The sequence below is a fragment of the Paraburkholderia steynii genome, from assembly GCF_900100565.1.
Lineage (GTDB): Bacteria > Pseudomonadota > Gammaproteobacteria > Burkholderiales > Burkholderiaceae > Paraburkholderia > Paraburkholderia terrae.
Window position 1 is genome coordinate 38,590 of record NZ_FNDI01000015.1, and the last position, 14,670, is coordinate 53,259.

Below are 14,670 nucleotides of genomic sequence, written 5' to 3' on the forward strand. Positions count from 1 at the left end.
GCAAACTGGTTGTATCCGCATCGATCGCCTTGCAAGAGTTTGTCATCGACAGACGCTCGACGAGCCCCTCGAATCAGGCTCAATCCCGCTTGACACAAGGGTTTCGGCCCATTCTAATGAGTGGCCGGCAAATTCTGCCGTGCCGTATATAACCGGGCGCATAAGCGCTTTCATGATTGGCCAACTACATTCTCGGGGGCTTGGAATGAATAAAACGGAATTGATCGATCACATCGCGCAGCAAGCCGACATTTCGAAAGCGGCAGCAGGTCGCGCGTTGGATGCCGTGATCGGTGGCGTCAAAGGCACGTTGAAAAAGGGTGGTTCGGTTACGCTGGTCGGCTTCGGCACGTTCGCCGTTGGCAAGCGCACGGCACGCACGGGTCGCAATCCGCGCACGGGCGCAGCAATCAAGATCAAGGCAGCCAAGGTTCCTAAATTTAGGCCTGGCAAAGCTCTGAAGGATGCGTTAAACTAATGGGCTCGCTGCTTGATGAATATGTCGATGTGAGTCGGCATCAAAAGTCAGGCAGCGGCGATCTCGGAGCGGGTGCTTAGCTCAGTTGGTAGAGCGGCGCCCTTACAAGGCGTAGGTCGGGAGTTCGAGCCTCTCAGCACCCACCAGTTCCAGATCGAAGTGACACGCTGCGGTGTATGCAGCATAAGGAGTGGTAGTTCAGTCGGTTAGAATACCGGCCTGTCACGCCGGGGGTCGCGGGTTCGAGTCCCGTCCACTCCGCCAGTATCCTAGAAAGGCGAACTCCGGTTCGCCTTTTTTATTGCCCGCTGTTGTACTATCGGGCGTTCCGTTTTTGGCATCCGACTTCTGCCTCCTCAAGCATGCTCGATTTCTTTCGCAATCACCAACGTCTGATGATGTTCATGCTCATCCTGGTCATTCTGCCGGGTTTGGGTTTTGTCGGTATCCAAGGGTTCCGAGGCTTTTTTGACGAGAGCGCGAATGTCGCTAGCGTCAACGGACACAAGATCACCCGCGGCGAATATGACAACGCGTGGCGTCAGCAGATGGACCGCGCGCGTCAGATGCTCGGCGCGCAGTTCGACCCGAAGATGTTCGACACGCCGGAGCGCCGCAAGGAAATGCTCGACGGGCTGATCCAGCAGCGCGTGCTCGCCGATGAGACGCAACGTCTGCATCTGACGGTCTCTGACGATGCACTGCGTCGCGCGCTGATGGCCGATCCCGTCATCGGCTCGCTGAAGAATCCCGACGGCTCGATCGACCTGAACAAATACAAAGAACTCCTTGCGATGCAGGGCATCACGCCCGATCAATACCAGGAGCAGGTTCGCTACAGCATGGCGATGCAACAGTTGCCCGCAGCCATCACGCAGACCTCGTTCACGCCGAAGACGCTCGCGCAGCATCTGACCGAACTCGCCGAGCAACAGCGCGAAGTGCAGGGTCTCGCGTTCCGCTCGAAGGAGTACGAGTCGAAGGTGCAGCCGACTGATGCGCAAATTCAGGCGTACTACGATGCGCATCGCGACGACTTCGCGACGCCCGCCACGGCCACGATCCAGTATCTCGTGATGTCGCCCGCGACGATCGCGGCATCGGCGAATCCGAGCGACGCAGATCTCAAGAAGTACTACGACGACAACATCGCCCATTACCGTACGGCGGGTGAAGTGCGCGCGAGCCACATCCTGATCTCGGCGCCGAAAGACGCGAGCGCCGCCGACAAGGACAAGGCAAAGCAGAAAGCGCAGGAAATCCTCGCGCAGATCAAGGCGCATCCCGACCAGTTCGCGCAGCTTGCGCAGCAGGATTCGCAGGACCCGGGTTCGGCGTCGAAGGGCGGCGATCTGGGCTACTTCAGCCCGGGCATGATCGCGGGCGGCAAGGCATTCGACGACGCCGTCTTCAAGATGAAGAAGGACGAGATCAGCGATCTGATCCAGTCGGACTTCGGCTATCACATCGTCAAGGTGACGGACGTGAAGCCGTCGGTGACCAAGCCGTTCGACGAAGTGAAGGATTCGATCGCAAAGGATCTCAAGGCGCAGCTCGCCACGAAGGCATTCAGCGACGATTCGGAAGGCTTCACGTCGACCGTCTACGAACAGTCGAAGAGCCTGCAACCGGCCGCGGACAAGTACAAGCTGCAGATCCAGACGGCGACGGTTACGCCGCAGCCGAGCAGCGCGTTGCCGCCGGATAGCCCGCTCAACAACCCGAAATTCCTCGCGGCCGTGTTTGCGAACGATTCGGCGAAGGACCGCAACAACACGCAGGCAATCGACGTCGGCAACAACACGCTGATCGCGGCACACGTGACCGACTACAAGCCGGCCGCCGTGCCCGCGCTCGCGGCCGTCAAGGATGCCGTGCGTCAGAAGGTGGTCGCGCAGCAGGCTGCCGATCTCGCGCGTAAGGAAGGCGCGGCGAAGCTGGCGGACCTGCAGAAGTCGAAGTCGACGCAGGGTTTCTCGTCCGCGCTGAAGGTGTCGCGCAGTGACGCGCAAGGTGTGCCGCCCGCCGCATTGAGCGCAATTTACAAGGTCGATGCGCAGAAATTGCCGGCGTACGTCGGTGTCGACCTCGGCGCAGACGGCTATGCGATCTATCGCGTGAACGCTGTCGTGCAACCCGCGCCGACCGATGCGCAGCGTCTGGCGTCGGCGCAGCAGCAGATCGCTTCGGTGAATGCACAGGCTGAGGCCGAGTCGTACCTGGATGCAGTGCGCACGCGGTCGAAGGTGAAGATGTACGGTTCGCTCGACAACCCGCAGTCAGGCGAATAAGCCGGTCCAGGGAGCCGCATGCGTGCGGCTTCTTGAGACACCACAAAAAAAGCCCCGCACGCTGCGGGGCTTTTTGCTTTGCGAGAAGCGTTGGGAAGGATTACAGGCAGGCGCTGATATCGCCCGTTGCGTCGCTGCCGGCGCCGCCCGCGGCGCGGAAGCCGACCCAGGTCCCGGAGCCCTGATAGTTCGGCCGCACGACGGCAGCCGCGCCGTTCGGCGGTTGCTGGCCGGGTACGTAGACGTCCATCGCTGCGTCGTTGGCCAATGTATCTTGCGCGACGACCTGCTGCTGGGTCTTGTCAGCCCACTTCTTGGCAATGCACTGGCCGACGACCTTCGGCGGCTGCTGGCTGGTGCCAACCGATTGCACACCGGCGGGCGGTTGCGCGGCACAAGCGGAAATGGCGACGGCCATAGCGATAATCGGTAAGTATTTCACGTTATCTCCTTCCAGAAATCGCTCACATGGAGCCGGATGTCGAATGCAGACGAACCTGTCTGATCGACCATGGGTGATCACGTTCCCATTATTCGGAAACAAGTTGTTAGCGCGCTGTAACACCTGATGGCGCTTTCACTTTCACTGAGACGAGGTGCGGAGCAGCGGCTTCAGCGCTGACCACACGTTGTCCAGTAGCAGGGGCTGTGCCCGTTGGGTCGGATGAATCTGATCGGACTGGAACATGTCCGGCTTGTCTTCGATTCCGGCAAGGAGGAATGGGACGAGTGGCACGCGCAACTGCTTCGACAATTGGCCGTAGAGCCCGTGGAACTTTTGCGTGTAGTCAGGGCCGTAATTGGGTGGCACGTACATGCCGATGAGCAGGACCTTCGCGTGGCCTTGCTGCGCCTGTTCGATTATCGTGCGGAGATTGTCTTCCGTGGTGTCGAGCGGGACGCCGCGCAGCGCGTCGTTGGCGCCGAGTTCCACGATCACGATGGCGGGCTTGAGCCGCTGCATCAAGGCGGGCAAGCGGGCGCGCCCGCCGCTCGTCGTGTCGCCACTGATGCTCGCATTTGCAACGTTATAATCGATTCGCTCACTCGACAAACGCTGACGCATCAGCGAAACCCAGCCGGTGTCGCGAGGCAGGCCGTACTCGGCGGAGAGGCTGTCGCCGAGCACGATGATCGTCGGCTTCGCCTGTTGCGTATTGCTGCCTGTGGGGTTCGCCATGGCAACGGCCGCGGTGGTGTTGCTGGCGGCCTGGGCGGACGCAGAAAAAGTCGCGGCGAACACGATGGGAAAACACGCCGCAGTCAGCGCCGTGAACGACGCAACGGCGCGCATTTTCAACCTACGCTTCACCATGCAAAAGAAAACCGATCCAGTCATCGAAGTACGGGGTTTATGCAAGAAGGTTAAGGATGCGACGGGTGAGCTGACGATCCTCGACAACATCGACCTGTCGATTCAGGCAAGTAGCCGGGTGGCGATCGTCGGCGCGTCGGGTTCCGGCAAGTCTACGCTGCTCGGACTGCTTGCCGGATTGGACAGCGCGACCTCGGGGTCGGTTCGTCTGCTCGGCCGCGAGCTGACGGAACTCGATGAAGACGGACGCGCCGCGCTGCGCAATGGCTCCGTCGGCTTTGTGTTTCAGTCCTTCCAGTTGATGCCGCATCTGACCGCGCTTGAGAACGTCACGCTTCCGCTCGAGCTGCAAGGCGAGCTGTCAGCGCGCGACATTCACGCGCGCGCACGGACGCTGCTGACGCAGGTGGGTCTCGGCGAGCGCATGCGGCATTATCCGAAGCTGCTGTCGGGCGGTGAGCAGCAACGCGTGGCGCTGGCCCGCGCGTTCGCCACGCATCCCGCCATTCTGTTCGCCGACGAGCCGACGGGCAGCCTCGATGCCGCAACGGGCCATGCCGTCATTGATCTGATGTTCGAGATGAACCGGGCGAACGGCGCGACGCTGGTGCTGGTTACGCATGACGTCGAGCTTGCGCGCCGCTGCGATACGACAGTGACGATCGAAGCAGGGCGCCTGATCTGATCGCACGGTACGACGTAAAAAACGGGCCTTCAAGTTGAAGGCCCGTTTGCATTCACGCCGCTGAACGAAGGATCAGCGCTTCAGTGCCGCGCGTGCGCGCGCGATCAGTGCCGACGTCGACGAGTCGTGCTTCTTCTCGTCCAGGCTTGCGCTAGTGATATCCGCCTCGACGACCTTGCCGAGGATCTTGCCCAGTTCGACGCCCCACTGGTCGAATGAGTTGATGTTCCAGACCGTGCCTTGCACCAGCACCTTGTGTTCGTACAGCGCGATCAGCGCGCCGAGTGAACGGGCGGTGAGTGCATCGACGAGCAGCGTGGTGGTGGGACGGTTGCCCGGGAACATGATGTGAGGCACGAGTTCCGCCTTGTCCGGTCCGGCCACTTTTTCGGCTTCTTCACGCGTGCGGCCGAGCATCAGTGCTTCGCTTTGCGCGAAGCAGTTCGCCAGCAGCTTCGGATGATGCGACACAAGCGGATGCTCGGGTGTCAGCACGGCGACGAAGTCGATCGGGACGATGGTCGGCCCCTGGTGCAGCATCTGGAAGAACGCGTGCTGGCCGTTTGTGCCCGGCTCGCCCCACGTGACGGCAGATGTATCGTAGGTGACGAACGAGCCGTCCAGACACGCCTGCTTGCCGTTGCTTTCCATTTCGAGCTGCTGCAGGTACGACGACAGGAAATGCAGTGCTTCCGAATACGGCGCGACCAGATAGCTTTGCGAGCCGAAGAAGTTGCGATACCAGATGCCGATCATGCCCATCAGCACGGGCAGGTTGCGATCGAGCGGCGCGCTGCGGAAATGCTCGTCCATCTCGTTTGCACCGGCGAGCAGTTCGTCGAACTGTTTCGGACCGACGGCGATCATGATCGACAGGCCCACAGCCGACCACAGCGAATAGCGGCCGCCAACCCAGTCCCACATCTCGAACACGTTTTCCTGCGCGATGCCGAACTTGACGACTTCGGCGGGATTCGCCGAGACGCCGACAAAGTGCTTCGCCAGTTCGTTTTCAGGGCAGCCTTTCTCGACGAACCAGTCGCGCAGCGAATTGGCGTTGGTCATCGTTTCGAGCGTCGTGAACGTCTTCGAGACGATGATGGCCAGCGTTTCTTCCGGATCGATCTCAGTCAGCACGCGATACAGGTCCGCGCCGTCGACGTTCGATACGAAGTGCGTGGTGATGTCCGGTGTGGCGAGGTGATGCAGCGCATGCACGACCATCTTCGGCCCGAGGTCCGAACCGCCGATGCCGATGTTCACGACATAGCGAATGCGCTTGCCCGTATAGCCCTTCCATTCGCCGCTGCGGACCTTGTCGGCGAACGCGGCCATCTTGGCGCGCTCGGCCTGTATCTTGCCGTAGAACGGCGCATTCGGATTGCTGGCGCGCAGCGCCGTATGCAGCACCGCGCGGCCTTCCGTCGGATTGACGATGTCGCCCGCGAACATCGCGTCGCGGCGTTTTTCGACGTTGGCTTCACGCGCCAGTTGCACGAGCAGCTTCAGCGTTTCGTCGGTGATGCGGTTCTTCGAGAAGTCGGCTGCGAGACCGCCGCCGGCAAGGGTGAACCGTTCGGCGCGCGTCGGCGCGGGATCGTTCTCGGGTGCAAACCAGTCGCGCAGGCGCGCATCGCGAATCTGTTCGTAGTGTGTTTGCAGCGAGTTCCAGGCGGGGAGCGAGTTGAGAGTCATAACCGTCCGTCTAACGAAGGAAAACGAATGGCCGGCCGCGCATCGGGCGTGCCGGGGGTGATCTGCAGACGCGCGGTTGGCTGAGCGGTACGGTCGCCGGATGCGCGGCGGCGTGTCTCGTGCCCCGTCAGCGGGCGTCTGCGGTTCGCGTCGCGGCCGATGGACGGCCGCACTACGCAGTCAATCAGTATAGCGGGCCAGGATGACAGCCGGGATAGATGGGACGCGTCGCCAGATAGCGGGACGGTCCCGGCGGCACGCGCAGGCCGTCAATCCTGCAACGGATAGACGAGCCGGTTCAACAACTTGCGCACCATCGGCGCGAGCTCGCCCGCTGTGAGGCCAGCTGGACCTTTGCCGCGTGTGGTGAGCGCGTCGGCGGCAAAACCGTGCAGAAAGACGCCCGCAAGTGCTGCCTCGTAGCGCGGAAGACCTTGTCCGAGCAGCGCGCCGATCAGGCCGCCGAGCACGTCGCCCGTGCCGCCTGTCGCGAGCGCCGCATTGCCTGTCGGGTTGACGGCAATGCGCCCGTCCGGCGCCGCGATCACCGTGCCTGTGCCTTTCAGCACGATGACGCTCGCGTAACGCGTGGCCAGTGCGCGCGCCGCTTCCAGCCGATCGCGCTGCACGCTCTTTGCGTCGGTGCCGAGCAGGCGCGCCGCTTCGAGCGGATGAGGGGTCAGCACGCACGGATCGTTCGCGGACTCGCCGCGCTGCTTCACGGCGGCGGCGAGGTCGGTGTGACCGGCGATGAGATTCAACGCATCGGCGTCGAGCAGCTTCGGCACGTCGAGCGACAGCACGTCGCGCAGCACGCCGACAGCGCGCTCGCGCTTGCCCATTCCGCAGCCAATCGACAACGCGTCCATCTCCGCGAGCGGCAGGTCGTCGAGCGGATGCAGCATCAGTTCAGGATGGGGCGGGTCGTAGGGCGGGCTGCCCGCGCCGAGAAACGCGACGTGGACCTTGCCCGCGCCCGCGTACAGCGCCGCGCGCGCCGCGAGAATCGGCGCGCCGCACATGCCTGTATCGCCGCCCACGACGGCCATGCTGCCGAACGTGCCTTTGTGCGTCGAGTAATCGCGCGGCGGGAAATGCGGAATGAAGAGGGCAGGCCCGTTGAGCCGGACTTGCGGTTCGAGCGGCCATTCAAGGCCGATGCGGGCGATGGTCACATCGCCCGCAAGGTCGCGTCCCGAGGCCATATAGAGACCCGGCTTCGCGCCAATGAACGTGACGGTGTGCGTCGCGCGAACGGCGTCGCCGCCTTCGACGACGTTACCCGTATCGCCGTCCAGCCCGCTGGGCACGTCGAGCGCGAGCACGCGGCCGCGTGTTTTCGCACGCGCGGACAACCGCCCGGCAATCGACGCGAACACGCCGTCCAGTGGCCGTGCCAGCCCAATGCCGAACATGCCGTCGACAACCCAGCTGTAATCGTCGAACGAGTCCGGCACGGCGGTCGAAATTGGCACGCCTGCCGCGCGTGCTTCGGCCAGCGCCCAACGGGCATCGTCGGGCTTCACTTCGACGGGCATGCAGACTTCGACGGTGATACCGGCGCGATGCAGTTCAGCCGCAACGACGAGCGCGTCGCCGCCGTTGTTGCCGGGGCCGGCTACGAGCCATACCGGCTCGTGCCGATTGGTCGTACCGTCAAGTTCGATACGTTCGAGCAGAAAACGCGCGCCCGCGCGTCCTGCGCGGCCCATCAGCGTGTGCGCGGGCAGCGTCGCCTCGGCATCTTTTTCGAGCGCGCGCAGTTCGGCGACGCTCAGAAGCGGAAACGGCCTGTCATACGGCTTGACGAGAACGTCGTGAAGGAAAGGCAAGGAGGTATCGGTCATGGCAGCGTACGAGAGCAACAGGGTACGCCCATGGTAGTGGCATTGCGCGTGCTGTCGCCAGCACGCGCAATGGCATAGGACGAATGACCGTCCCGTGCCGGAAGGGGTTATCCGTTGAAGCGTTCGGGGCGAAGCGCCGCGATCGTGTCAGGCGGCAATTCCGACGGTGCGCCGGACACGAGGCTCGCAATCAGCTTTCCCGAACCGCATGCGAGGCCCCAGCCGACGGGACCGTGCGCCGCGTTCACGAAGAGCCGCGGATGCAGCGCATTGCCCGTGACGGGCAGGCCGTCCGGCGACAACAGTTTCACGCCTTCCCACGGCAACGCGGCGGAGATGCGCGCCGAACCCGGCACCCAGTCGTGCGTCGCCTGGCTGAGCAGCGCGAGCGCTTCCTTCGTCAGCGGCTCCGGCAGCGGCAGCCGGGACTGGCTCGCGCTTTGCAGCACCGCGCCGCCTGCAATGCGCAGCCGATGGTTGCTGCGCGTGATCGTGATGCGCTTGACTGCATCGATCACCGTCGTATGGGGCGCGAACTCCTCACGTGCGATCGGCGCGACGAGATTGTGCAGACGCAGCGGATGCAGCGGCAGATTCAGCCCGAGCTTTTCCAGCAGCGCGAGACTGCCGACACCCGCAGCGACGACCACGGCATCCGCGCTGATCACATCGACTTCGCGCGAGCGTGACGATTCGCCGTTGGCAGGCGCCAGTTCGACGGCCGCACGCTGATTGTCGAGGCGGATACCCGTCACTTCGCGGCCGCATTGAAACTGCACGCCACCTTGCGAATCGAGCGTCTGCTTGATCAACTTCGCGAACAGCGGACAGTTCGCCGTGCCTTCGTCGTCGAACAGCACGCCGCCCGCGAAATGCGGCTCGAGCGGAATCGAATGCTCGATGGTCTGGCATTCCTGCGGGCTCAGCACGTGATGCGGCACTTCGAACTTGCGCAGCAGGTCGAGCGCGGCATGTGTGTGGTCCCAGTCCTGCTGGCTGCGCACCAGATAGAGCTGCCCCTTCGACTGCTCGAACTCCAGATTGAAGTGATGTTCGATGTCCGCGAGCGACTGGCGCGCCGATTCGATCAGCGGACGCAGCAGCGAAAACTGCTTCTGGAACGCCTCGGGTTCGGCGAGCGCCGCGAGCGTGCGGACGAAATCGCGCACCTGCCCGTTGAAGCCCGTCTTCTTGATCACGCCGCTTTTGGCTGCCTGGCGGTGCTGCATGAAGGTTGGGCCGAACCACACATCGAGCGGGGTGGGCAGCAAAGTGCCGCCGTGACCGTAAGTGGCGCCTTGCGCGACGGTGGCGTGCCGTTCGACGACGCACACCCGGTGACCGGCCGCACGAAGCTGATAGGCGGTGGCGACGCCGACGATCCCGCCGCCAATGACAATGACATCCATGGTTAATTCGTGTTGCCGGCGGCACGCGTGGGCCAGGCGTATGACGTGACATGCGGCGCAGCGCGACAGCCGATGCTGCACCGATCTGATGAAAGGCCGAATGATATCAGTCAAACGACCCGTTCGGCACGCTGCCGTTCGGCGCGGGAAGGATCGCTCGACAGCGGCGCGCGCGTTGGACAAGCGGTGATAAGGAACGCGCAATTCGCCTACCACGAACGGCCAGAAACGCATCTCGAAATGGCGCGGCGTATTGCCGGCGAGGCATGCAGCCATCTGGGACAGGGCGCCAAAGCGCGCGGAGCGTCATGTGGGGCAGGTCTGCCGGGTCTTCCCGGGTTATAATCCTGGACTTCCTTACGCCTCACGTCGCCTCCACGCGCGACTGTCCGAGCGGTTGCCAAAGCAATCGCGCGCGGCACCCAGCGACGCAACCGATCGACGCAACGTCAAGTCCATGGCTCACTTCTCGTGTTTCCCCGGCGCTTCGGCCCTCTCCGATTTCCGTCAAACCCGCCTGCTCGACACGTTGTCGCGCATCGACGCCAACATCGTCGGCGTGCGCGGCCAGTATCTGCATTTCGTGAACTCGCAGACGCCGCTTGCCGCGGAAGACAGCGCGAAGATCGAAGCGCTGATGCACTACGGCGATCCGTTCGACGCCGGCAAGGACAAGGGTGCCGCTGAAACCTTCCTCGTCGTGCCGCGCTTTGGCACCGTGTCGCCGTGGGCGAGCAAGGCCACTGACATCGCGCTTCACTGCGGCTTGACGCATGTGCGCCGCATCGAGCGCGGCATCGAGTACACGGTCGTGCTGAAAAGCGGGCTGCTCGGCGGCAAGAAGGCGCTGTCGGACGAGGCGCGTGCCGCCGTCGTCGCGGCGCTGCATGACCGGATGACGGAAAGCGTCGCGCCGTCGCGCGATCACGCGATGCACCTGTTCGACGAACTGCCCGCCAAGGCGCTGCAAACGGTCGCGGTGCTGACAGAGGGCCGCAAGGCGCTGGAGCAGGCGAACACGGAACTGGGCCTGGCGCTCGCCGAGGACGAAATCGACTATCTCGTCGACGCCTTCACGAAGCTCGGCCGCAATCCGACCGACGTCGAACTGATGATGTTCGCGCAGGCCAACAGCGAGCACTGCCGCCACAAGATCTTCAACGCGAGCTGGACGATCGACGGCGAGGCACAGGACATCTCGTTGTTCAACATGATCCGCAACACCGAGAAGCTCAATCCGCAAGGCACGATCGTCGCGTATTCGGACAACTCGTCGATCATGGTGGGCGGCATGGCCGAGCGCTGGTTCCCGCGCAAGGCAGACGACGCCAGCGAGCCGGGCGAGCGCTATGGCCGTCACACCGAATTGACGCACACGCTGATGAAGGTGGAGACGCACAACCACCCGACGGCCATCTCGCCGTTCCCGGGCGCCGCGACGGGCGCAGGCGGCGAAATCCGCGACGAAGGCGCGACCGGCCGCGGCGCGCGTCCGAAGGCGGGCCTCACGGGCTTCACCGTGTCGAACCTCGATCTGCCCGACGCGCGCGAGCCGTGGGAAAACTCCCGCGACACTACGCAGCCCATCGGTCATCGCAACGCTGCCGACCAGTTCGACACGTACGGCCGTCCGGACCGCATCGCGTCGCCGCTGCAGATCATGATCGACGGGCCGCTCGGCGGCGCCGCGTTCAACAACGAATTCGGCCGTCCGAACCTCGGCGGCTACTTCCGCACATACGAGCAGAATGTCGCGGGCCGCGTGCGCGGCTATCACAAGCCGATCATGATCGCGGGCGGCCTCGGCAATATCTCGGACCAGCACACGCACAAACACGATCTGCCCGCCGGCTCGCTGCTGATCCAGATCGGCGGCCCCGGCATGCGTATCGGCATGGGCGGCGGCGCGGCGAGCTCGATGGCGACGGGCACGAACACAGCCGAGCTCGACTTCGACTCCGTCCAGCGCGGCAACCCGGAAATCGAGCGGCGCGCGCAGGAAGTGATCAACTCGTGCTGGCAGCTGGGCGCGGGCAATCCGATCCTGAGTATCCACGACGTCGGCGCGGGCGGTCTGTCGAATGCATTCCCGGAACTGGTCGACGGTGCGGACAAGGGCGCGCTGTTCGAACTGCGCAAAGTCCAGCTGGAAGAAAGCGGGCTGTCGCCGCGCGAAATCTGGTCGAACGAAGCGCAAGAGCGTTACGTGCTGGCCATTCCGCCGTCGCGCCTCGAAGAATTTGCGGCGATCTGCGAGCGCGAGCGTTGCCCGTTCGCGGTGGTCGGCACGGCGACCGAAGCGCGTCAGCTGAAGCTGATCGACGCCGACCTGACGGAAGCGGACGCGCACCAGCCCGTCGACATGCCGATGGAAGTTCTGCTCGGCAAGCCGCCGCGCATGCACCGCGACGTGACGCGCGTATCGACGCCGCTGCAGCCCGTCGACGTCACGCACGTCGCACTGCACGAGGCAGCCGTCAACGTGCTGCGTCATCCGACCGTGGCGAGCAAGTCGTTCCTGATCACGATCGGCGACCGTTCGGTAGGCGGTACGACGGCGCGCGACCAGATGGTCGGCCCGTGGCAGGTGCCCGTCGCCGACTGCGCGATCACGACGGTCGATTACGCGGGCTTCCGCGGTGAAGCGATGACGATGGCCGAGCGCACGCCGCTCGCCGTGATCGACGCGCCCGCGTCGGGACGCATGGCTGTCGGTGAAGTGGTGACGAACATTGCGGCGGCGCCGATCGCGTCGCTGGACAAACTGAAGCTGTCGGCGAACTGGATGGCGGCATGCGGCAGCCCGGGCGAAGACGCGGCGCTGTACGACACGGTGAAGGCGATCGGCATGGAACTGTGCCCGGCGCTTGGTATCGGTATTCCTGTCGGCAAGGATTCGCTGTCGATGCGCACCAAGTGGGCGGACGGCGACGTCGAGAAGGAAGTGGTCGCGCCCGTGTCGCTGATCATCTCGGCATTCGCGCCCGTCGAAGACGTGCGCCGCCATCTGACGCCGCAGTTGCTGAGCCTGAAGGAAGCGGGCGAAACGGTGCTGATCGCAATCGACCTGGGCCGCGGCAAGCAGCGTCTGGGCGGCAGTATCCTCGCGCAGGTGACGCAGCAGGTCGGCGACACGGTACCTGACGTCGACGATCCGGAAGATCTGAAGCGCTTCTTCGCGGCGATCCAGGCGCTCAACGCGGATAGCAAGCTGCTCGCGTACCACGACCGCTCGGACGGCGGGCTGTGGGCGACCGTTTGCGAAATGGCGTTCGCGGGCCACGTGGGTGTGTCGCTGAACGTCGACATGCTGACGCTCGACCCCAATCACGAATTCGATTACGGCGACGCGAAGGACTGGGCGAAGCAGACCAGCGGCCGCCGCGAAGACCGCACGATCCGCGCGCTCTTCAACGAAGAACTCGGCGCGGTGGTCCAGGTACGTGCTGGCGATCGCGACGCCGTGCTTGCGGTACTGCGCGAACATGGTCTGTCGGCGTGCTCGCATGTGGTCGGCAAGCCGAATGAGCGCGACATGGTTGAAATCTACCGCGACGCGAAGAAGATTTTTGACGCGCCGCGCGCCGAACTGCATCGTACGTGGAGCGAAGTGAGCTGGCGCATCTCGCGTCTGCGCGACAACCCCGCGTGCGCCGACGCGGAATTCGATGCGTTGCTCGACGCGTCGGACCCTGGCATCCAGCCGCATCTGTCGTTCGATCCTGTCGAGGATGTCGCTGCGCCGTTCATCGGCAAGGGCGCGCGTCCGCGCGTGGCGATTCTGCGGGAGCAGGGCGTGAACTCGCACCTCGAAACGGCCTACGCGTTCGACCGCGCGGGTTTCGATGCGCACGACGTTCACATGAGCGATCTGCTGTCGGGACGCGCGACGCTTGCTGATTTTGCGGGTGCTGTTGCATGTGGCGGTTTCTCGTACGGTGACGTGCTGGGCGCGGGTGAGGGCTGGGCGAAGACGATTCGGTTCAACGCGCAGCTTGCCGATATGTTTGCGGCGTTCTTTGGTCGCAATGACACGTTTGCGCTTGGGATCTGCAATGGCTGTCAGATGATGAGCAGTCTCGCGTCGATGATTCCTGGCGCGGATGCATGGCCGAAGTTCACGCGCAACAAGTCGGAGAAATTTGAAGCGCGCTTCTCGCTGGTCGAAGTGCAGTCGTCGCCGTCGATTTTCTTTGCCGGCATGGAAGGGTCGCGGATTCCTGTTGCCGTTGCGCACGGTGAAGGTTTTGCGGACTTCTCGCAGCAGGGGGATATGGGGCGTGTGGCTGTTGCGATGAAGTATGTCGATCATCGTGGGCAGTCGACTGAACAGTATCCGTTTAATCCGAATGGGTCGCCGGCTGGTATCACGTCGGTCACTACGCCGGATGGGCGGTTTACTGTGCTGATGCCGCACACTGAACGTGTTCATCGCAATGTGCAGATGAGCTGGCATCCCGACGCCTGGAAGAACAGCGCTACGGATGGCAGCCCGTGGATGCGCGTGTTTCAGAATGCGCGAAAGTGGCTGGGGTGATTTTTTGCCCTGCGCGGGCAGTCGCGGTTTGCGGTTTTTGCTTTTGAGTTGGCTTCCGCGATTTGTCTTTGTGCTTTAGGCGTTGCCAGTTCGGTGTTTTTGGCCTTTTCGCCGGCATCCGCGATTTGTTATCTAGCTTCACGCGTCGCCCCTGTGCGGGGCGGCACCTACTTTTCTTTGCCGCCGCAAAGAAAAGTAGGCAAAAGAAAGCGGCTAACACCGTCAGTTCTTCTTCATGCCTGAGGGCCCCCACAGGGTCTTACGCTTCACACGGCAATCACGTGACTCATGTTAGTTGCCAGCGCTCTTGCGCTGCGCCTCACCCGCTTCACACACCCTCACTACAGCACGCCGTACCAGATAGTCCACCGCCGCCCAGGTGGCAAACTGTGTGTAGGTTGTCGCGTCGTATG

The 14,670-nt window shown here is 63.4% G+C and carries 9 protein-coding genes and 2 tRNA genes; 6 read left to right on the forward strand and 5 right to left on the reverse strand.

All coding sequences use genetic code 11. The annotated features are described in order from the left end of the window. The first annotated feature begins 205 nt into the window (after positions 1 to 205). The 4 genes from BLT65_RS25290 to BLT65_RS25305 all read left to right on the forward strand — a co-directional run bounded on the left by BLT65_RS25290 (position 206) and on the right by BLT65_RS25305 (position 2,769). Positions 206 to 478 carry an HU family DNA-binding protein gene (locus BLT65_RS25290; RefSeq protein WP_007585907.1) on the forward strand — a complete coding sequence of 91 codons (273 nt, stop codon included), beginning with the start codon at positions 206 to 208 and terminating at the stop codon, positions 476 to 478. Between the two features lie 70 nt (positions 479 to 548). Continuing rightward, positions 549 to 624 (forward strand) — tRNA-Val (locus tag BLT65_RS25295). A 41-nt stretch (positions 625 to 665) separates the two neighbouring features. Continuing rightward, positions 666 to 742 (forward strand) — tRNA-Asp (locus BLT65_RS25300). A gap of 98 nt (positions 743 to 840) precedes the next feature. Further along, on the forward strand, positions 841 to 2,769 hold the full coding sequence (locus BLT65_RS25305) for a SurA N-terminal domain-containing protein (protein ID WP_091782336.1): 1,929 nt from the start codon (positions 841 to 843) through the stop codon (positions 2,767 to 2,769). Between the two features lie 100 nt (positions 2,770 to 2,869). On the opposite strand, the gene BLT65_RS25310 is transcribed toward BLT65_RS25305, so the two are convergent. Beyond that, positions 2,870 to 3,211, reverse strand: a complete 342-nt coding sequence (locus BLT65_RS25310) for a hypothetical protein (RefSeq protein ID WP_007585909.1) — start codon at positions 3,209 to 3,211, stop codon at positions 2,870 to 2,872. A 141-nt stretch (positions 3,212 to 3,352) separates the two neighbouring features. Further along, positions 3,353 to 4,081 carry an arylesterase gene (locus tag BLT65_RS25315; RefSeq protein ID WP_425273148.1) on the reverse strand — a complete coding sequence of 243 codons (729 nt, stop codon included), beginning with the start codon at positions 4,079 to 4,081 and terminating at the stop codon, positions 3,353 to 3,355. A gap of 1 nt (position 4,082) precedes the next feature. On the opposite strand from BLT65_RS25315, the gene BLT65_RS25320 reads away from it, so the two are divergent. Next, the gene (locus BLT65_RS25320) at positions 4,083 to 4,769 is read left to right on the forward strand and encodes an ABC transporter ATP-binding protein (protein WP_042312273.1); all 687 of its coding nucleotides are present in this window, start codon (positions 4,083 to 4,085) and stop codon (positions 4,767 to 4,769) included. Between the two features lie 72 nt (positions 4,770 to 4,841). On the opposite strand, the gene pgi is transcribed toward BLT65_RS25320, so the two are convergent. The 3 genes from pgi to BLT65_RS25335 form a co-directional block, all read right to left on the reverse strand. Further along, positions 4,842 to 6,464: a glucose-6-phosphate isomerase gene (pgi, locus tag BLT65_RS25325; protein WP_091782341.1), complete on the reverse strand. Its 1,623-nt coding sequence runs from the start codon at positions 6,462 to 6,464 to the stop codon at positions 4,842 to 4,844. 269 nt (positions 6,465 to 6,733) lie between these two features. Next, on the reverse strand, positions 6,734 to 8,311 hold the full coding sequence (locus BLT65_RS25330; RefSeq protein WP_091782343.1) for an NAD(P)H-hydrate dehydratase: 1,578 nt from the start codon (positions 8,309 to 8,311) through the stop codon (positions 6,734 to 6,736). A gap of 107 nt (positions 8,312 to 8,418) precedes the next feature. Then, positions 8,419 to 9,720 (reverse strand): FAD-dependent oxidoreductase, encoded by a 1,302-nt coding sequence (locus tag BLT65_RS25335; protein ID WP_042312280.1) that lies wholly within the window; start codon positions 9,718 to 9,720, stop codon positions 8,419 to 8,421. Between the two features lie 457 nt (positions 9,721 to 10,177). Between BLT65_RS25335 and purL the strand changes: the two genes are divergently transcribed. Next, a complete protein-coding gene (purL, locus tag BLT65_RS25340; RefSeq protein WP_091782346.1) occupies positions 10,178 to 14,257 on the forward strand; it encodes a phosphoribosylformylglycinamidine synthase in 4,080 nt (1,359 codons plus the stop codon). Positions 14,258 to 14,670 lie beyond the last annotated feature (413 nt).